Below are 18,710 nucleotides of genomic sequence, written 5' to 3' on the forward strand. Positions count from 1 at the left end.
GTCTCCATGATGAATGCGCTTGCCCGTAAATCCTGCCGCGGCATCCGCCTGGCCGGCGCCGCCGCGCTGCTGGCGCTGGCAGCCTTGGCCGCGCCCGCCGCGGCGCAACAGGTGTATCCGACGCCGCAGGCCGCGGCCGACGCGTTCGGCGACGCCCTGGCGACCAGCGACCGCGACGCCATCGCCAAGGTGCTGGGGCCGGACTACCGGCAGATCGTGCCGGGCGGCGTGGCGCAGGACGATATCTACCGTTTCCTGGCCGCCTGGGCCCATAAGCATGAGGTGGTGGCCGACGGCGACCGGCGCGCCTGGCTGGCCGTGGGCGATTCCGGCTGGACCATGGCGGTGCCGATCGTGCGCGTGGCACAGGGCTGGCGGTTCGATCCCGTCGCGGGCAAGGCCGAAATCCGCCGCCGCGCCATCGGCCGCAACGAACTGAACACCATCGACACCTTGCGCGAGTTGCAGGCGGCGCAGGCCCGTTACCGGGACGGCGTGGGCCAGGGCCGCTACGCGGACCGGCTGGTCAGCCGGCCAGGCGCCACCGACGGCCTGTACTGGCCCGAGTTGCCGGGCTATCCGCCGCAGGCCTACGGCCCCGATGCGCTGGCGATGGGGCCGGACGTGCCGGCGGCGGACGCCTACTTCGGTTACCGCTACAAGGTGCTGCCGGCGCGTGACGGCGGCGGTTACTGGATCCTCGCCTGGCCCGCCCGCTACGGCCACACGGGCATCGGCAGCTTCGTCATCGGCGCCCAGGGCGGGGTGCGCGAGGCAGACCTGGGCGCGAATACGGCCAGCCGCGCGGTCAGGCTCCAGGGCACCGATGTGTCATTCGGCACCTTCCGCGACGTCGGCCCGCAGTCCGCCGTCGCGAAATGATTTTTCCGATTGTTGCGGACCTGCCGGAACCGGCCTTGTTGCGGTGTCGCAACAAGGCCGGGGCTTTGCCCGGAGCGCCCTGGCTTACGTTTTTGCTTACGGTTTTTTGACAGGCGGCTATGCCAAAATGGCGGGCATTGGGATCGGCTCCCGATCCCCTTTTGTCGGACCTGGAAATTGAATCCCTTGCATTTTGTCCGCTGCGCCATTCTCGGCGCAGGGATGGCGCTCAGCGCCGCCGCGGTGTCTGCTCCCATCTTTGTCCTGAACTCCCTGGACGCCAACGTCAGCATCGTCGACCCCGCCACCTACACGGAAGTGCGGCGCGTGCCCACGGGCAAGGAACCGCATCACCTGTATCTCACGCCTGACAAGAAGTCGCTGATGGTGGCCAATGCCACCGGCGACTCGATCACGCTGATGGACCCCAACACCGGCGAGGTGCAGCGCACCCTGACCGGCATCGTCGACCCCTACCAGTTGCAGTTCTCGCCGGACATGAAGTGGTTCGTCACGGCCGCCAACCGCCTGGACCACATCGACATCTACGCCTGGAAGCCGCTGGAAAAGGGCTTTGACCTGAAACTGGTCAAGCGCATCCCCGCGGGCAAGACGCCCAGCCACATCATGATCGACGCCAAGAGCACTACGGCGTACGTCACGCTGCAAGACAGCGACCAGCTCATCGCCATCGACCTGGCCACGCAGACGCCCAAATGGACCGTCTCCACCGGCAAGACGCCGGCCGACGTGTTCCTGACCCCCGACCAGAAGACGCTGCTGGTGGCCCTGACCGGCGATTCCTACGTCGAGGCCTACGACGTCAGCAACGGCCCGGCCAAGCTGATTTCCCGCATCAAGACCGCCGCCGGCGCGCACGCCTTCCGCGCGCAGGGCGACAAGCGCCACCTGTTCGTCAGCAACCGCACCGCCAACTCCATCAGCCGCATCGACCTGCAGACGCTGGCCGTGGTCGATACCTTCCCCGTGCCGGGCGGCCCGGACTGCATGGACGTCCTGGCCGACGGCAAGACGCTGCTGGTCACCTCGCGCTGGGCGCGCAAGCTCACCGTGGTCGACCTGGACCAGAAAAAGGTCGTCAAGCAGGTCAATGTGGGCAAGTCGCCGCACGGGGTCTGGACGTTGAACCATGCGCCGACCCGCTAAACGGCTGGTCGCCGCCGTCTGCCTGGCCATGACGGCCTCGGCCGCCACGGCGGCCCCGGCGGCGTGCGAAAAGCCGGTCTACCTGACCTTCGACACCGGCCACATGGGCGTGGCCCCGCTGATCGCCGACGTGCTGGCGCGCCACCACGTCAAGGTCACGTTCTTCCTGGCCAACGAGCGCACGCTTACCGACGGCAGCAGCCTGGACGACCAATGGGCGCCCTGGTGGAAGGCGCGCGCGGCCGAAGGCCATATGTTCGGCTCGCACACCTACGACCACGTCTACTGGCAGGGCGACCTGCCCGACGGCAAATTCCGCGTCAAACCCAGCGCCGGCCCCGACACGGGCAAGCGCCAGACCTGGACCGCCGAGCAGTATTGCGCCGAAATCACCCGATCGGCCACCCGTTTCAAGCAGATGACGGGCAAGACCATGCTGCCGCTGTATCGCGCGCCGGGCGGCAAGACCTCGCCGGCCCTGCTGCGCGCCGCCAAGGCCTGCGGCTATGAACACGTGGGCTGGGCGCCGGCGGGCTTCCTGGGCGACGAACTGCCCAGCGACAAGTTCCCCAACGCCAAGCTGCTGGACCAGGCGCTGCGCACCATCAAGCCCGGCGACATCCTTCTGGCGCACCTGGGCATCTGGTCGCGCCAGGACCCCTGGGCCCCCGCCGTGCTCGAGCCGCTGATTGAAGGGCTGCAGCGCAAGGGCTATTGTTTTGCTACTTTGGACACGCATCCCGCTTACCGCGATTGGATCGCTACGCATCACTGATCATGGATACGCTTAGTCAATGGTTCGGGAACTGCCAGCAATGGCTGTTCGAAACCCTGGTGCAGCCCGCGCTGTTCCACCTGGGCCTGAGCAATTTCATCGAAGACGGCTACGACGCCACCATGTGGCTGCTGGTGGGCCTGGTGCAGGTGGCGGTGCTGCTGCTGATCTTCGGCCCACTGCAGCGCCTGCGTCCGGTCGAGGCGGTCACCGACCGCCAGCAGATCGGCATCGACGTGCTCTATACATTGATCCACCGCCTGGGTCTGTTCCGCCTGGCGCTGTTCTTCACCATCGATCCCTTCTGGGACAGTGTCTTCGGCCAGCTGCATATCTGGGGCTTCGCGCCGTTCCAGCTCGATCAGTACTGGCCCGGCGTCACGGACAACGCCTGGGTCAGCCTGGTCATCTATCTGCTGCTGTTCGACCTGGTGGATTACCTCTACCACCGGGCGCAACACCGCTACAGCTGGCTTTGGGCGCTGCACGCGGTGCACCACAGTCAGCGCCAGATGACCATGTGGAGTGACGACCGCAACCACCTGCTGGACGACATGCTGCGCGACGTGCTGGTGGTGTTCGTGTCGCAACTGGTGGGCGTGCCGCCCGCGCAGTTCGTGGCGATCGTGGCCATTACCCAGCTGGCGCAGAGCTTCTCGCACGCCAACCTGCGCATGCACTTCGGCGCCATCGGCGAGCGTCTGCTGGTCAGCCCGCGCTTTCACCGCCACCACCACTCCATCGCCTACGACGCGTCCACGCCGGGGCCGGCCGGCGGCTACAACTTCGCCGCGCTGTTCCCCATCTGGGACGTGCTGTTCCGCTCGGCGCGCTTTGGCGTGGGTTACGGCCCCACGGGCATCCACGACCAGCAACCCGAGCTGGGCGGCCGCGACTACGGGCGCGGCTTCTGGGCGCAGCAGTGGCTGGGGTTGAAGCGCATGGTGGGCCGAGACCGCGAACCCGCGGTCAGTGCGCCGCCCCGCCCGCCGGGCGCGGCCGAGGGCGCGTAACGTTCTCAGTATCAGTGGTTCGTCACAGACGCCGCCGCATGAAAAAACCGGGCCTTTGCCCGGTTTTTTCATGCGTGTCCAGGCGCCTGCCGGCATGGCGATGCGTTGCCGGCGGGGCGGCGTGGGTTCAGCCGGTTGTTTCGCGCTTGATCTCGTCGTGACGGCGTTCCATTTCCTGGCGCAGCTCGCGGCGCAGGCGGGCGGCCTCGAAGCGCTGCTTTTCCTCCAGGTTGCGCGGCTCCAGCGGCGGCACCGCCGTGGGCGCGCCCGCATCGTCCACGGCCACCATCGTGAAATAGCAGCTGTTGGTGTGGCGCACCAGCTTCTTGCGGATGTCCTCGGTGACGACCTTGATGCCGATTTCCATCGAGGTGCGGCCGGTGTAGTTCACCGCCGCCAGGAAGGTCACCAGTTCGCCGACGTGGATCGGTTCGCGGAACACGACCTGGTCGACCGACAGCGTCACGACGTACTGGCCGGCGTACCGGCTGGCACAGGCATAGGCGACCTGGTCCAGGTATTTGAGAATGGTGCCGCCGTGCACATTGCCTGAAAAATTCGCCATATCGGGCGTCATCAGGATGGTCATCGACAGTTGGTGGCTAAAGGCGTCGTCCATGGCGGGCGTTCTACTCGGCGATAAAACACCTATGGTAGTGGCGAATGCCTGTCATATCGCCGTCTTCACGGCGTTTGCCAGGGTTTCTTCTCGGCGGCAGGCGTGGCTCGGGCTGTCCCGGCCCGGGGCGCCGAGGCCGCGGAGGCTGCTGTTGCCGGCGCGGCAGGCACCGGCGTAGCGGCGGAAGCCGCCGCAGGCACCGCTTCCGCTTCCGCCTGGGGTTCGGGCACGGGCTCGTCGCGCACGGCCGCAGGCGGCCTCCACAGTCCGTCCAGCAGCGCCGGGCCGGGGGCGTAGGCGCGCAGCAGCACGGTCACGGGCCCCGTCGCCGCCACGGGCAGCCAGTTGGCCTGCGCGCCGGGTTCGGGCGCGGCGTGGCTGATCACCAGGTCCAGCGACCCGTCGGCGTTGTACTGCAGCGGATCGCCGTCGCCCAGGGTGTAGCGGTCCAGCGGGTTGGCCACGGGCATGCCCTGACCGTCGTACGCCGCCAGCGACCACAGCGCGCCAACGGGCGGCAATTGGCCGCTCTCGAAGCGCAGCGTGTAGCGGTGCGCCCCGTCCAGCGGCCGCCCCTGGCTGTCGGTGGCCAGCAGCAGCACGGCCAGGTCTTCGGGCAGGCCCGCGCCGGGCTGGGCCTGGGCCGACAGGGCGCGCCGCAGATAGGCGTTGCCGTAGATGCCGGTGCTGGCGGTTTCACGCTGCCAGCCGTTGACGCCGCCCAGCGTGACGCCCGCGGCGGCCTGCATGCGGTCGCGCGCGGCGCGCAGGCCGCGGCGCAGGCCCTGTTTGACCGGGTGGTCCTGCTTGTCGAAATCGAACGGCCGGCCGGGAATCAGCCCCACCCAGCGCAGCTTGGCCAGCACCGGTTGATCGGTCACGTGCGGCGGGTTCTTGCGCAGCAGCTCGGCGGCATAGGTGAAGAAGGCGTCGGTCGGCATCGACTCGACCTGTTCGCGCACCGGAATCTTCAGATCCAGGGACGGGTCTGCCTTGACCCGCTGCGACTGCGGCGGCAGGTTCCACTGGGCCAGCGGCGTCACTGTGAAGCCGTCCTGCAAGGCGTTGACGGCGGGATAGTCGGCCGGGCCGCCGGTCTGGATCAGGTTCTTGGCCCAGACGTAGGCGGTGGGGGCGTCGATGCGCGGCATGCCGGACGGCAGCGTGCCGGTCCAGCCCGGCGGCACGATGGCGGTGTTGCCGCGCGCCGTGCCGGTGCTGCGCTTGCCCAGCGTGGCGAAGGCCTCGTTCCACATGTCCAGCAGGGTCAGGGTGTACAGCCGGCCGTGGCTGTCGGGGGCGGACAGCACTACGGGGCCGGCCGTCAGGTCCAGCCAGGCGGTGCTGCGCAGCATGTCCGGGTTGGCCCACGGCGTGGCGGCGCCCGGCCGCGGCAGGGCGCGCTGGTGCAGAAAGGTGTTGGCGGGCGCGCCTTGGGCGCCCTGCGACGGATGGGTGAACTGACGCCGGGTCAGGTCCATCGTGACCAGCGGATAGAAGTACAGATAGCCTTCCATCGCCGCGTCATGGGCCGCTTCGGTGGCGGCGGCGGCCGGTGACAGCGCGGGCGCGGCCAAGGCCGGGGTGGCGCCGAGGGCCAGGGCCGTCAAGGACAGGGCCAGGGGCGGAACCGCGCGGGACCGCGCCGACAGCGACAGGGACAGGGCCAGGGGGGCAAAGCGGCGCATCGGCGCTCCAACAGGCATGCGGGGGACAGGCGGAAAAGGCGGGCCGGAACCCGCCGCCGGCAATGGTAGCAGCCCCGCGACCATCCAAAATCTGCGAAAACCCCCGGTTTGGCCGCCAAATCCACCGGGAAAGTCCGTCCCCGTGAGCGATGGCGCCCGACGCGCGCTGCGCCTATACTTAGTTGCATATCCTTGGAAGTCGTAGGGCTTTTCTTCGGACGAGTCCGACATTTCCCCTATTCACCCGGAGAGGAGTGTTTCATGGTCAACATGAACCGCCGCCAGTTCTTCAAGGTGACCGGTACGACGCTGGCGGGCTCGAGCCTGGCCTTGCTGGGGGTAGCCCCCGGCACGGCGATGGCTGAAGTCCGCCAGTACAAGCTTGCGCGCATGACGGAAACGCGCAACACCTGTCCCTACTGTTCGGTCGCCTGTGGTCTCTTGATGTACGGCTTGGGCGATGGCGCCAAGAATGCCCGCGCCAGCATCATGCATATCGAAGGCGACCCCGACCACCCCGTGAACCGCGGGACCCTCTGTCCCAAGGGCGCGGCCCTGATCGACTTCATCCACAGCCCCAACCGCCTGAAATACCCGGAATACCGGGCGCCCGGTTCGGACAAGTGGGTGCGGATGTCGTGGGACGACGCCCTGACGCGCATCACCAAGCTCATGAAAGCCGACCGCGACGCGAACTTCGTCGAGAAGACCGCGGACGGCAAGACAGTCAACCGGTGGCTGACCACCGGCATGCTGGCCGCCTCGGCAAGCAGCAACGAGGTGGGCTACATCACGCACAAGACCGTGCGCAGCATGGGGATGTTGGCGTTCGATAATCAAGCCCGTGTCTGACATGGCCCGACGGTGGCAGGTCTTGCCCCGACGTTTGGCCGTGGAGCGATGACGAACCATTGGGTCGACATCAAGAACGCGGACGTAGTACTGATCATGGGCGGCAATGCCGCCGAGGCCCACCCGTGCGGGTTCAAATGGGTCACGGAAGCGAAAGCCCATAACAAGGCCAAGCTGATCGTCGTGGATCCGCGCTTTACGCGCTCGGCATCCGTGGCGGACTTCTACGCGCCCATACGCACCGGCACCGACATCATTTTCCTGGGCGGCGTCATCAAGTACCTGTTGGATCACGACAAGATCCAGCACGAGTACGTGCGCAACTACACCGACTTTTCCTACATCGTGCGCGAGGACTTCACGTTCGACGCGGGCCTGTACTCCGGCTACAACGCCGAGAAGCGCAGCTACGACAAGGCAAGCTGGGACTACGAGCGCGGCGATGACGGCTTCGTCAAGACCGACCCGACGCTGCAGCATCCGCGCTCGGTCTACCAGCTCTTGAAGAAGCACTATTCGCGCTACACCGAAGAGATGGTCGAGCGCGTCTGCGGCACGCCCAAGGACAAGTTCCTGAAGGTGTGCGACATGCTGGCGTCCACCGCCACCACCGACCGCGCCGCCACCATCCTGTATGCGCTGGGCTGGACGCAGCACTCTATCGGTTCGCAGATCATCCGCACCGGCGCGATGGTGCAACTGCTCCTGGGCAACATCGGCATCGCCGGCGGCGGTATGAACGCGCTGCGCGGGCACTCGAACATCCAGGGCCTGACCGACCTGGGCCTGATGTCGAACCTGCTGCCCGGCTATATGACCTTGCCCAACGAGCCCGAACAGGACTACGGCAAGTACATCGAGTCGCGCGCGCTCAAGCCCCTGCGGCCCAACCAGCTGAGCTACTGGCAGAACTACAGCAAGTTCCACGTGAGCCTGATGAAGGCCTGGTGGGGCAAGGCCGCGACCGCCGAGAACAACTGGGCGTTCGACTACCTGCCCAAGCTGGACAAGCTCTACGACATGCTGCAAGTCTACGAGCTGATGGTCCAGGGCAAGATGAACGGCTACCTGGCGCAAGGCTTCAACCCGCTGGCGGCCGCGCCCAACAAGGCCAAGCTGAACCAGGGGTTCGCCAAGCTGAAGTTCCTGGTCATCATGGATCCGCTGGTCACCGAGACCTCGGAATTCTGGCGCAACGCGGGCGAGGCCAATGACGTCGATCCCTCGCAGATCCAGACCGAAGTCTTCCGCCTGCCCACCACCTGTTTCGCCGAGGAAGACGGCGCGCTGGTCAATTCCGGGCGCTGGCTGCAATGGCACTGGAAGGGCGCCGAGCCTCCGGGCGAGGCCAAGAGCGACATCGAGATCATGTCGCTGATCTTCACGCGCCTGCGCAAGATGTACCAGGACGAAGGCGGCAAGTACCCGGACCCCATCGTCAACCTGTCCTGGCCGTATTCCAATCCGCAAAGCCCCACCGCGGAAGAATTGGCCAAGGAATACTCGGGCAAGGCGCTGGTGGACCTGGCGGACCCGAAGGACGCGACCAAGATCACGCGCAAGGGCGGCGAGCAGCTGGCCGGTTTTGCCGAGCTGCGCGACGACGGCTCCACGGCCAGCGGCTGTTGGATCTTCGCCGGCGCCTGGGGCCCCGGTGGCAACCTGATGGCGCGCCGCGACAACAGCGACCCCACCGGCATCGGCCAGACCCTGAACTGGGCCTGGGCGTGGCCGGCCAACCGCCGCATCCTGTACAACCGCGCCTCGTGCGACGTCTCGGGCAAGCCGTTCAACCCGCGCCGCAGCCTGATTTCGTGGAACGGCAAGGCCTGGGTCGGGGCCGACATCCCCGACTTCAAGGGCGACGAGAACCCAGACGGCGGCATGGGCCCGTTCATCATGAACCCGGAGGGCGTGGCGCGCTTTTTCGCGCGGGCGGGCATGGCCGAAGGGCCGTTCCCCGAACACTACGAGCCGTTCGAGACGCCGCTGGGCTACAACCCGCTGTATCCGAAGGCCAAGGGCGTCACCAGCAATCCGGCGGCGCGCGTGTTCAAGGACGACCTGGCGGCGATGGGCACGGTGGACAAGTTCCCGTACGTGGCCACGACCTACCGGCTGACCGAGCACTTCCACTACTGGACCAAGAACGTCCGTATCAACGCGATCCTGCAACCCGAGCAGTTCGTCGAGATCGGCGAAGTCATGGCCAAGGAATTGGGCATCGCCAACGGTTCGCGCGTGAAGGTCTCGTCCAACCGCGGCTACATCAAGGCGGTGGCGCTGGTCACCAAGCGCCTGCGGCCCCTGACCATCGAAGGCAAGACCGTGCACCACGTGGGCATCCCGATCCATTGGGGCTTCGTGGGCCTGGCCAAGCCGGGCTTCCTCACCAACACTCTGACGCCATTCGTGGGCGACGGCAATTCCCAGACTCCGGAATTCAAGTCGTTCCTGGTGCAGGTCGAGAAGGCATAGGTGACTGACATGTCCATGCAATCCCTAGACATCAAACGGCGCTCGGCCACCACCACGCCGCCGCCGGGCATCCGCGAGCCCATCACGGGCTCGGTGGCCAAGCTGATCGACGTGTCCAAGTGCATCGGGTGCAAGGCTTGCCAAAGCGCCTGTATGGAATGGAACGACCTGCGCGACGAGATCGGCACCAACGTCGGCGTGTACGACAATCCGGCCGACCTGACCGAGCATTCCTGGACCGTCATGCGCTTCTCCGAATACGAGAATCCGCAGGGTGACCTGGAATGGCTGATCCGCAAGGACGGCTGCATGCACTGCGAGGATCCGGGCTGCCTGAAGGCCTGTCCCTCGCCGGGCGCCATCATCCAGTACAACAACGGCATCGTCGATTTCCACGAAGAGAACTGCATCGGTTGCGGTTACTGCATCACCGGCTGTCCGTTCAACGTACCGCGCATCTCCAAGAAGGATCACAAGGCCTACAAGTGCACCCTGTGTTCCGACCGCGTGGCCGTCGGCCAGGAGCCCGCCTGCGTCAAGGCCTGTCCCACCGGTGCCATCGTCTTCGGCACCAAGGACGACATGAGACAGCACGCGGCCGAGCGCATCGAGGACCTGAAGTCGCGCGGGTTTGACCAGGCCGGCCTGTACGACCCGCAAGGCGTGGGCGGCACCCACGTCATGTACGTGCTGCATCATGCCGACCAGCCCGGCCTGTACCACGGGCTGCCGAAGGACCCGCACATCAGCCCGATGGTGTCGCTGTGGAAGGGCATCACCAAGCCGCTCGGCGTGGCCGTCATGGCGCTGACGGCGCTGGCCGGCTTCTTCCACTACGCCCGCGTTGGCCGCAACGAGGTCAGCGAGGAAGACGAACGCCGCGCCGAAGAGGAGGTGCGCCATGAGTGAAGACCACCGTCACCGCCGCATCAAGCGCTATTCGCCGGGCGAGCGCACCAACCACTGGATCATTGCGCTCACCTTCATCATGCTGGCGCTGTCCGGGCTGGCGCTGTTCCACCCGTCGATGTTCTGGCTGACCAACCTGTTCGGCGGCGGTCCCTGGACCCGCATCCTGCATCCGTTCATCGGGTTGGTGATGTTCGTCTGCTTCGTCGTTTTCGCGGGCCACATGTGGCGCTACAACCTCATGACGAAGGCCGATCGCCAGTGGCTGCGGCAATTGGACGACGTGCTGGACAACCGCGAAGAGAAGCTGCCCGAGGTCGGCAAGTACAACGCCGGCCAGAAGCTGCTGTTCTATGTGCTGATCCTGTGCATGCTGGGCTTGTTCGTCAGCGGTATCGTGATCTGGCGCGAGTTCTTCGCCTTCTATTTCCCGATCTGGGTCGTCCGCGCCGCGTCGGTGCTGCACGCCGTTTGTGCATTGGTGCTGATTTGCGCGATCATTGTGCATATTTATGCGGCGATCTGGGTCAAGGGCTCCCTGACGGCAATGCTGCGGGGCTACGTGACCGCGGGCTGGGCGTGGAAACACCACCGCGCCTGGTTCCGGGAACAGGTGGGCAAAGGCAAGTAATCGCCCGGCCGGTTTCAACGGGTCTGACCGCACGGCTGCCTCCCCTTGTCGGGGCGGCAGCCGTGTTTGTTTATCTGGAGACGAGAATTGCAGCGAATCCTTCCGCGCGGCGAGATCGAAGCGCTAGACCACAACACCATTGTCCGTGTCCAGTTGCCGGCGCGCGAGTCGGTCTTCTCGACGCGCGCGGCGCGCTTGCGCCAACTGGCCACGGATAGCCCGGTCGCCGACTATCTGTTGCTGATGGCCCGGCTGGTCGACGCCCAGCATCGCGCGCTGAAAGACTGCACCGCCCCGCCCGCGACACAAGACCGCATCGACCTGGCCCAGACCCACGGCATGCCGCCGCTGCAGGCGGTGGGCTGGCCGCGTGATCCCTTGTGGCGCGACCTCCTGCGCCAACTGGTCGATGACGTGGCGGCCGGTCCCGACGTGCCTGCCGAGGTTCTGGAAGTCTGTGCCTCGCTGCGCCGCGCGCTGGACGAAGACACCGAATCGCTCGAAGACCTGGCCGAGGCGGTGCTGTCCGAACAGCACAACGGGGTGGACGGCGCCGCGGCGCCCTTCGTGATGGCCGCGCTGCAGGTGTACTGGACCGACCTGGCCAGCCGCTTTGACGAAAAGCAGCTTCCGGTGGCATCGCCCTTCGGCGTCTGCCCGGTATGCGCCAGCCTGCCGGTGGCCAGCGTGGTGCGGGTGGGCGGCCAGTTCGAAGGCTACCGCTACCTGTGCTGCGGCCTCTGCGCGACCCAATGGCACATGGTGCGGGTCAAGTGCACGCACTGCGAAGACGTGGAATCCGTGGCCTACCAGGCCATCGAAGGCCGCTCGCCCGCCATCAAGGCCGAAACCTGCGACCGCTGCCATGCCTATCGCAAGATCTTCTACCAGGACAAGGACCTGCACGTCGAACCGGTGGCCGACGACCTGGCCAGCCTGATGCTGGACGTGCTGGTGGGCGAAGCCGGCTATTCCCGGGCCAGCGGCAACCCGCTGCTGTGGCACGGCGCCGACGAGGAATAAGCATGGCCGAGTTCGCCGCTGCCGCCGACATTCCCGCGCTGGACCGTCTGCTCAATGCCCCCGCGCTGGCCGCGGCCCTGGAAACCCATGGCCGCACGCTGGCGGTGGCGGCATTGCGCCGTCACCTGGACGCCTTGCGCGGGCGCGCGCTGGCGGGCGAACTGCCGCGCGCCGAGCTGGCCGAAGACGTTGTCGCCGCGGCGGTGTCGGTAGCCCTGGCGGCTGCCGCCGCGCCCCGCCTGCGGGCCGTCTACAACCTGACCGGCACCGTGCTGCACACCAACCTGGGCCGCGCGTTGCTGCCCGACGAGGCGGTGGATTCGGTGCTGCGCGCGCTGCGTTCGCCGGCCAACCTGGAATTCGACTTGGACACGGGCGGGCGCGGCGATCGCGATGACCTGATCGACGACCTGCTGTGCGAACTGACCGGCGCCGAGGCCGCCACGGTGGTCAACAACAATGCGGCCGCTGTGCTGCTGATGCTGAACGCGCTGGCGGATCGCCGCGAAGTCGTGGTGTCGCGCGGCGAGCTGGTCGAGATCGGCGGCGCTTTCCGCATTCCGGACATCATGAAGCGGGCCGGCGCCAAGCTCGTGGAAGTCGGCACCACCAACCGCACCCATGCGGCCGACTACGAAAACGCCATGGGCCCGCGCACCGCGATGCTGATGAAGGTGCATTGCAGCAACTACGCGGTCACCGGTTTCACCAAGAGCGTCAGCGTGGCCGAGGTGGCGGCGCTGGCGCATGCGCGCGGCGTGCCCGCCACCGTGGACCTGGGCAGCGGCACGCTGGTGGACCTGACCCAGTTCGGCCTGCCGCGCGAAGACACCGTGCGCGAGACCATCGCCGCGGGCGCGGACCTGGTGACGTTCAGCGGTGACAAGCTGCTGGGCGGGCCGCAGGCGGGCCTGCTGGTCGGGCGCGCCGACCTGATCCGCAAGATCAAGAAGAATCCGCTCAAGCGCGCGCTGCGCGTGGGCAAGCTGACGCTGGCCGCGCTGGAGCCGGTGCTGGCGCTGTACCGCGCGCCGGAATTCCTGGCGCAGCGCCTGACCACGCTGCGGCTGTTGACCCGTCCGCAGCGCGAGATCCGGCCGCTGGCCGAACGGCTGCGCGGCGTGCTCGCGCATGCCGCGGGCGCCCGCTACGACGTGCAGGCGGTGCCGATGTTCAGCCAGATCGGCAGCGGCGCCTTGCCGGTGGACCAGTTGCCCAGTTTCGGCCTGGCAGCGCGTTACACCGGCAGCGGCCGTCCGGGGCGGCATCTGGATCGCCTGGAAGCGCAGTTGCGGGGCTTGCCGGTGCCAGTCATCGGCCGCATTGCGGATGATGCGCTGTGGCTGGACCTGCGCTGCCTGGAAGCCCGCGACGAGGCCGCCTTCACGGCGCAACTGGCGGAGCCGCTGGCATGATCGTCGGCACTGCCGGCCATATCGACCATGGCAAGACCACGCTGGTGCGTGCGCTGACGGGTGTCGACACCGACCGCCTGAAGGAAGAGAAGGCACGCGGCATTTCCATTGAACTGGGCTACGCCTATACGCCGCTGGCCAATGGCGACGTGCTGGGCTTCATCGACGTGCCGGGCCACGAAAAGCTCGTGCACACGATGGCGGCCGGCGCCAGCGGCATCGATTTCGGCCTGCTGGTGGTGGCGGCCGACGATGGCGTCATGCCGCAGACGCGCGAACATCTGGCGATCCTGGCGTTGCTGGGCGTGGCGCGCGGCGCGGTGGCGCTGACCAAGACCGACCGCGTCGACGCGCCCCGGCTAGCCGCCGTGCGCGCCGAGATCGCGGCGCTGGCGGCCGATACCTTCCTGCAAGGCGCGCCGCTGTTCGAGGTCTGCGCGGCGCGTGCCGAGGACGCCGGCACGGCGGACCTGAAACGCCATCTGGACGGCACCGCGCAGGCGCTGGGCGCACGCGACCGCCAGGGCCTGTTCCGGCTGGCCGTCGACCGCGTGTTCACGCTGGCGGGGCACGGCACGGTGGTGACGGGCACGGTGCATGGCGGCCAGGCCCGCGCCGGCGATGACGGTGCGGATCTGCGGCTGATGCCGGCGGGCACGCGCGTGCGGGTGCGCAGCATCCATGCGCAGAACCAGGCCAGCGAAACCGGGTCGGCCGGACAGCGCTGCGCGCTGAACCTGGCGGGCATCGACAAGAGCGCGATCGCGCGCGGCGATTGGATCGCGGATGCGCGCTGTTTCCTGCCGTCGCGCCATGTGGATGTGGTGATGACGCTGCTGGCATCGGCCGATGCGCCGCTGCGGGCCTGGACGCCGTTGCATGTGCATCTGGGCGCGGCGCGGCACATGGCGCACGCGGTGCCGCTGTCGGCCGAGTCGCTGGCGCCGGGGCAATCGGGCTGGGTGCAGCTGGTATTCGACGAGCCGGTGTGTGCGATGCCGGGCGACCGCTACATCGTGCGCAACGCGCAGGCGACCCGCACGGTGGGCGGCGGCCGGGTGCTGGACCCGAACGCGCCGGACCGCAAGCGCCGCGCGGCGCCGCGGCTGCAGTGGCTGGGCGGCGTGGCCGAGATGCTGGACGGGGGCGGGCTGCATCCGCTGCTGGAGCAGGCGGTGCTGGGCCTGGACGAGGCCGCGCTGCAGCGCCTGACCGGTACGCCAGTGAGCGAGCTTGCCGCGCCACACGGCGCGTGCTGGATCGCGTCCAGAACGCCGCAAGGCGCGCGCACGCTGATCCGGTCGTCGCACTGGGAGGCCTTGCGCGCCAAGGTCGAGCAGGCGCTGGCGGCCTTTCACCAGGGGGCGCCGGACGAGCCGGGGCCTGACGGTTCGCGCTTACGCCGGATGGCCTTGCCGGCAGCGCCGGAGCCGTTGTGGCAGGAACTGCTGGACAACCTGCAGCAGCACGGCCGGCTGGTGCGCAATGGGCCCTGGTTGCATCTGCCGGGCCATACGGCGGTGCTGGCCGAGGGCGAGGCGCAATTGGCGCAGCGTCTGCTGCCGCTGTTGGCGGCCGGCGCGTACGATCCGCCGTGGGTGCGGGACATGGCGCGCCTGCTGGCCGAGCCCGAGGAGCGGGTGCGGCAGGTGCTGCGCAAGCTGCTGCGGCGCGGCGAGGTGGCGCAGGTGGTGAAGGATCTGTTCTATGACCGCGAACGGGTGGCCGAATTGAAGGCGCTGGCGGTGGAATTGGCGAGCGCGCCGGCGGGATTGAATGCGGCGGCGTTCCGGGATGCGACGGGGCTGGGCAGGAAGCGGGCGATTCAGATCCTGGAGTTTTTTGATCGGACGGGGGTGACGCGGCGGGTGCGGGATGCGCATGTGCTGCGGGTATCATAGGCGGGTCGCCGCGGAAGGCATTCGTGTCCGGTGGCACGGCCGGGCTTCAAACCCGGTTGGGGGCGTCAGACGTTCCCAGGTAGGTTCGACTCCTGCTGCCTTCCGCCATTCTTTTGCTGATGTTGCGGTGTTGTTGCTGGCGGTTGGTTGCGTTCTTCTGCCGCCGTGGCGTTGCCGGGCCTGGGGGGGCGGGCCTCCGATTGCGGTCCGGAGCCTTTGCTCCGGACTTCCCCCTTCTCATCCTCGTACGCCTTCGGCTCCCTTCGGATTCCGTCGGGCGCAATCTAAACGGCCCGCCACCCCAGGCCCGGCAACGCCACGGCTCATGTCGGATTGGGGGGCGCGATGCGGATCTGCAAGTGAGCGACTTGTTCGTTGTGGGGATTGACGGAAGGCTTTTTATTTTGGCGGGGGCGGCGCTTTGCGCCGCCTTTTGTTTGGGCGGGCGGTTTGGGTTGGGGGGGTCTATTGGTTACGCGCGCAGCATTTTGGTGACGACGCTGGTGACGTTGGCGGCGGTCCAGTCCAGGGCGCCCAGGTGCCAGTAGCGGGCGGTGCCGCCACGGTCGATGAGGTAGTTGGCGGGGAGGCCGGCGGCGTCCCATTTTTTGGAGGCGGTGCTGTTGCGGTCGTGCAGGACGGTGCCGGCGACGGGCCATTTGGCCAGGAAGGTGGTGATTTTGCCCAGGGCTTCGCCGACGTTGACGGCGACCAGGCGCAGGCCTTCTTCGCGGTGGCGGCGGGCCATGGCGGACATGAGGGGGATTTCGTCGCGGCAGGGGTCGCACCAGGTGGCCCAGAAGCTGACGATGACGACGTTGCCGCGCCAGGCGGAGAGTTTCTGTTCGCGGCCGGAGAGGTCGGGCAGGATCAGGGGCGGGGTGAGGGTGGTCCAGGGAGCCCAGTCGGGGCCGGTGGCGGTCTTCAGGGCGCTGTCGCTGGCGGCGCGGGCCCAGGGGGGCAGGGCGGCGAGCGACAGGCCGGATTGCAGGAGCTGGCGGCGGCTGATCATGGCGCGCGGGCGGGTCAGGTGGACAAGGGCTTGGCGGTCAGTTTGTAGCTGAAGCTGTCGGGGTCCAGGCTGTCCAGGCGGCCGTCGGCGGTTTCGCCGTTGGGGTACATCAGGAACGGCACGGGGCCGTGGGCGGTGCCGGGCAGGACGACGTCGTGGCCGTGGTTGTAGGCGACCCAGTTCATTTCCCAGGCGCCGAACAGCATGACGCGCGCGGCGCGGACTTGGGCATCGGTCAGGGGCAGGTCGCCCGGCGGCTCTTCGAGCATGACCTTGCGCACGTCGGCGGGGTCGACGGGCACCCAGCCGTAGCCGTCGGCGTAGAACTCGGCGCGGCAATGCTGGGCCTTCGTGACGTCGTCCGCTTTGCCCAGGCTTTTGTAGCCGAGCTGGGAGTTGGCCACGCGCAGGCCGTAGGCGTCGCGGGCGGGGATGCCGGAGGCACGGGCCAGGGCGACGAACAGCGCGTTGATGTCGGCGCATTTGCCGTTCAGGTCGTTGGCGGTGAGCATGTAGCGCACGTCGCCGACGCCGCAGCCGCGCGTTGCCGCGGTGCGGCAGGTGTTTTCCACGACCCATTCGTAGATGGCGCGGGCGCGGGCCACGTCGCCGTGATGGCCGCGGGTGATCTGGTCGGCGGTGGTCTTGACGATGCCGTCGGTGGGCAGCAGCGCCGTGGGCTTGAGGAATTCGCGCAGGGTGGCGGCGCTTTCGCGGGGTGTGCCGGCGGGCGGCGGCTGGGTCAGGTCGACGCGCCGGTTGCGGGTCTGGAAGCGGCTGGTCACGGTGACGTCGCGCGGCGCCTGCACGTCGGGCCATTGCACCGCCAGCATCTGCACGTCGTAGCCCGGCGCTTGCACCAGCCGCGCGATGCCGCCGCCGCTGACCTGCCAGGTGCTTTGCGCACCGCGCTGGTAGGCGGTGTCGGTGGCGTAGGGAACCGGAATCCAGATGCGCGTCTGGGCGCCGGGGTCTTTTACGCTGATGCGGCTGGTCAGTTCGAAGGCACGCCAGCCGGCCGTGACGGGGGCTTGCTGCGCGCGGGCCGTCAGCGGCAAGGCGGCCTGGGTGGCGCACACGGCGCCCGAGAAACGGAGAAAGTGTCGGCGATCCATGAAGCCCTCACACACGGTGAAGTTTGGCTGTCGGTGCGCCCGGTGGCGGGCGGGCCGTCCGTTGCTGCGTGCTGCCGGATCATCATAGGGCCATTTCAGGGGGCGATGCTATCCTTTTCCCATCCCAATGGAGAGACTGACATGACCCAGGATGCTGCGTCCGCGGCGGTGCCGCGCTTGACTTCCCTGTCCCACGGCGGCGGCTGTGGCTGCAAGATCGCGCCCGGCGTGCTGTCGCAACTGCTGGCCCGCTTCGGGCCGGCCGCCAGCTACCCGAACCTGCTGGTGGGCACCGAGACGGCCGATGATGCGGCGGTCTACCGGCTCAACGACGAGCAGGCCCTGATCGCGACCACCGACTTCTTCATGCCCATCGTGGACGATCCGTTCGATTTCGGCCGCATCGCGGCCACCAACGCGCTGTCGGATGTGTACGCGATGGGCGGCACGCCGATCATGGCGCTGGCGATCGTGGGCATGCCGATCAACGTGCTGCCGCACAGCGTCATCGCGGACATCCTGCGCGGCGGCGAATCGGTGTGCGCCGACGCCGGCATTCCGGTGGCGGGCGGCCACAGCATCGATTCGGTCGAGCCGATCTACGGGCTGGCGGCGATGGGCCTGGTGCACCCGGGCCGCATCAAGCGCAATGCCGACGCGCGCGCCGGCGACGTGCTGATTCTGGGCAAGGGCCTGGGCGTGGGCATCCTGTCGGCAGCCTTGAAGAAGAACCGGCTGGATGCGGCCGGCTACCGCGTGATGATCGATACGACGACCCGCCTGAACCGGCCGGGCTCGGCGCTGGCCGCCCTGGACGGCGTGCATGCGATCACGGATGTCACCGGTTTCGGCTTGCTGGGCCACGCGCTGGAAATGGCGCGCGGCGCGCAGTTGACGGCGCAGCTGCGCCGCGAGGCGTTGCCGTGGCTGCCGGGGGTGCAGGCTTTTGCCGCCGATGGCGTGGTGACGGGCGCGTCGGGCCGCAACTGGGCGTCCTACGGCGAGTCCGTGCGCCTGGGGGCGGGCGTGACCGATACCGAGCGCGCGCTGCTGACCGATCCGCAGACGTCCGGCGGCCTGCTGGTGGCCTGCGCGCCGGACTCGGCGCAAGCGGTGCTGGATCTGTTCCACCGCCAGGGCTTTGACGATGCCGTGGTGGTGGGCGAGATGGTACCGGGCGAGCCCCTGGTGCGCGTCGACTAGACGGCCGCGGTGTAGCGACGAGCGCCA

General features: G+C 68.0%; 15 protein-coding genes and 1 tRNA gene. 12 read left to right on the forward strand and 4 right to left on the reverse strand.

Annotation, left to right across the window (positions count from 1 at the left end):
• Window positions 1-6: 6 nt before the first annotated feature.
• The 4 genes from A9974_RS28845 (at window position 7) to A9974_RS28860 (ending at window position 3,837) form a co-directional block, all read left to right on the forward strand.
• Window positions 7-882, forward strand: coding sequence for a DUF2950 family protein (locus tag A9974_RS28845; RefSeq protein ID WP_255468361.1), 876 nt, complete (start codon window positions 7-9; stop codon window positions 880-882).
• Between the two features lie 222 nt (window positions 883-1,104).
• Window positions 1,105-2,049: a beta-propeller fold lactonase family protein gene (locus A9974_RS28850; protein WP_051593687.1), complete on the forward strand. Its 945-nt coding sequence runs from the start codon at window positions 1,105-1,107 to the stop codon at window positions 2,047-2,049.
• Window positions 2,033-2,824 (forward strand): polysaccharide deacetylase family protein, encoded by a 792-nt coding sequence (locus A9974_RS28855; RefSeq protein WP_183007592.1) that lies wholly within the window; start codon window positions 2,033-2,035, stop codon window positions 2,822-2,824. The genes A9974_RS28850 and A9974_RS28855 overlap by 17 nt, the downstream gene beginning before the upstream one ends.
• Before the next feature lie 2 nt (window positions 2,825-2,826).
• A complete protein-coding gene (locus A9974_RS28860; protein ID WP_183007593.1) occupies window positions 2,827-3,837 on the forward strand; it encodes a sterol desaturase family protein in 1,011 nt (336 codons plus the stop codon).
• A 127-nt stretch (window positions 3,838-3,964) separates the two neighbouring features.
• On the opposite strand, the gene A9974_RS28865 is transcribed toward A9974_RS28860, so the two are convergent.
• Together A9974_RS28865 and A9974_RS28870 are read right to left on the reverse strand one after the other, a co-directional pair.
• Window positions 3,965-4,456, reverse strand: a complete 492-nt coding sequence (locus A9974_RS28865; protein WP_183007594.1) for an acyl-CoA thioesterase — start codon at window positions 4,454-4,456, stop codon at window positions 3,965-3,967.
• A 65-nt stretch (window positions 4,457-4,521) separates the two neighbouring features.
• Window positions 4,522-6,144: a DUF1254 domain-containing protein gene (locus A9974_RS28870; protein WP_183007595.1), complete on the reverse strand. Its 1,623-nt coding sequence runs from the start codon at window positions 6,142-6,144 to the stop codon at window positions 4,522-4,524.
• Between the two features lie 261 nt (window positions 6,145-6,405).
• On the opposite strand from A9974_RS28870, the gene fdnG reads away from it, so the two are divergent.
• The 7 genes from fdnG to A9974_RS28905 all read left to right on the forward strand — a co-directional run bounded on the left by fdnG (window position 6,406) and on the right by A9974_RS28905 (window position 15,461).
• The gene (gene fdnG / locus A9974_RS28875; RefSeq protein ID WP_183007596.1) at window positions 6,406-9,474 is read left to right on the forward strand and encodes a formate dehydrogenase-N subunit alpha; all 3,069 of its coding nucleotides are present in this window, start codon (window positions 6,406-6,408) and stop codon (window positions 9,472-9,474) included.
• Between the two features lie 9 nt (window positions 9,475-9,483).
• Complete coding sequence (fdxH, locus tag A9974_RS28880; RefSeq protein ID WP_183007597.1) at window positions 9,484-10,383, forward strand: formate dehydrogenase subunit beta; 900 nt, start codon at window positions 9,484-9,486, stop codon at window positions 10,381-10,383.
• Window positions 10,376-11,014 carry a formate dehydrogenase subunit gamma gene (locus tag A9974_RS28885; RefSeq protein WP_183007598.1) on the forward strand — a complete coding sequence of 213 codons (639 nt, stop codon included), beginning with the start codon at window positions 10,376-10,378 and terminating at the stop codon, window positions 11,012-11,014. The genes fdxH and A9974_RS28885 overlap by 8 nt, the downstream gene beginning before the upstream one ends.
• Before the next feature lie 87 nt (window positions 11,015-11,101).
• On the forward strand, window positions 11,102-12,037 hold the full coding sequence (fdhE, locus tag A9974_RS28890; protein ID WP_183007599.1) for a formate dehydrogenase accessory protein FdhE: 936 nt from the start codon (window positions 11,102-11,104) through the stop codon (window positions 12,035-12,037).
• A gap of 2 nt (window positions 12,038-12,039) precedes the next feature.
• Entirely contained in the window at window positions 12,040-13,452 is a 1,413-nt protein-coding gene (gene selA, locus A9974_RS28895; RefSeq protein ID WP_183007600.1) for an L-seryl-tRNA(Sec) selenium transferase, read from the forward strand.
• Entirely contained in the window at window positions 13,449-15,353 is a 1,905-nt protein-coding gene (gene selB / locus A9974_RS28900) for a selenocysteine-specific translation elongation factor (protein WP_183007601.1), read from the forward strand. Before selA ends, selB begins: the two co-directional genes overlap by 4 nt.
• Window positions 15,354-15,365: 12 nt before the next feature.
• Window positions 15,366-15,461: transfer RNA gene (locus A9974_RS28905), tRNA-Sec, on the forward strand.
• A 364-nt stretch (window positions 15,462-15,825) separates the two neighbouring features.
• Here the strand turns inward: A9974_RS28905 and A9974_RS28910 are convergent.
• Complete coding sequence (locus tag A9974_RS28910; protein WP_183007602.1) at window positions 15,826-16,365, reverse strand: TlpA disulfide reductase family protein; 540 nt, start codon at window positions 16,363-16,365, stop codon at window positions 15,826-15,828.
• A gap of 14 nt (window positions 16,366-16,379) precedes the next feature.
• Window positions 16,380-17,480 carry a transglutaminase-like domain-containing protein gene (locus A9974_RS28915; RefSeq protein WP_183007603.1) on the reverse strand — a complete coding sequence of 367 codons (1,101 nt, stop codon included), beginning with the start codon at window positions 17,478-17,480 and terminating at the stop codon, window positions 16,380-16,382.
• A gap of 141 nt (window positions 17,481-17,621) precedes the next feature.
• Here A9974_RS28915 and selD point away from each other — a divergent pair, with 141 nt between their 5' ends.
• Window positions 17,622-18,683, forward strand: a complete 1,062-nt coding sequence (selD, locus tag A9974_RS28920; protein ID WP_183007604.1) for a selenide, water dikinase SelD — start codon at window positions 17,622-17,624, stop codon at window positions 18,681-18,683.
• The last annotated feature ends 27 nt before the right edge of the window (window positions 18,684-18,710 follow it).

The organism is Achromobacter sp. UMC71 (assembly GCF_014170305.1).
In the GTDB taxonomy this organism is placed as follows: domain Bacteria; phylum Pseudomonadota; class Gammaproteobacteria; order Burkholderiales; family Burkholderiaceae_B; genus Achromobacter.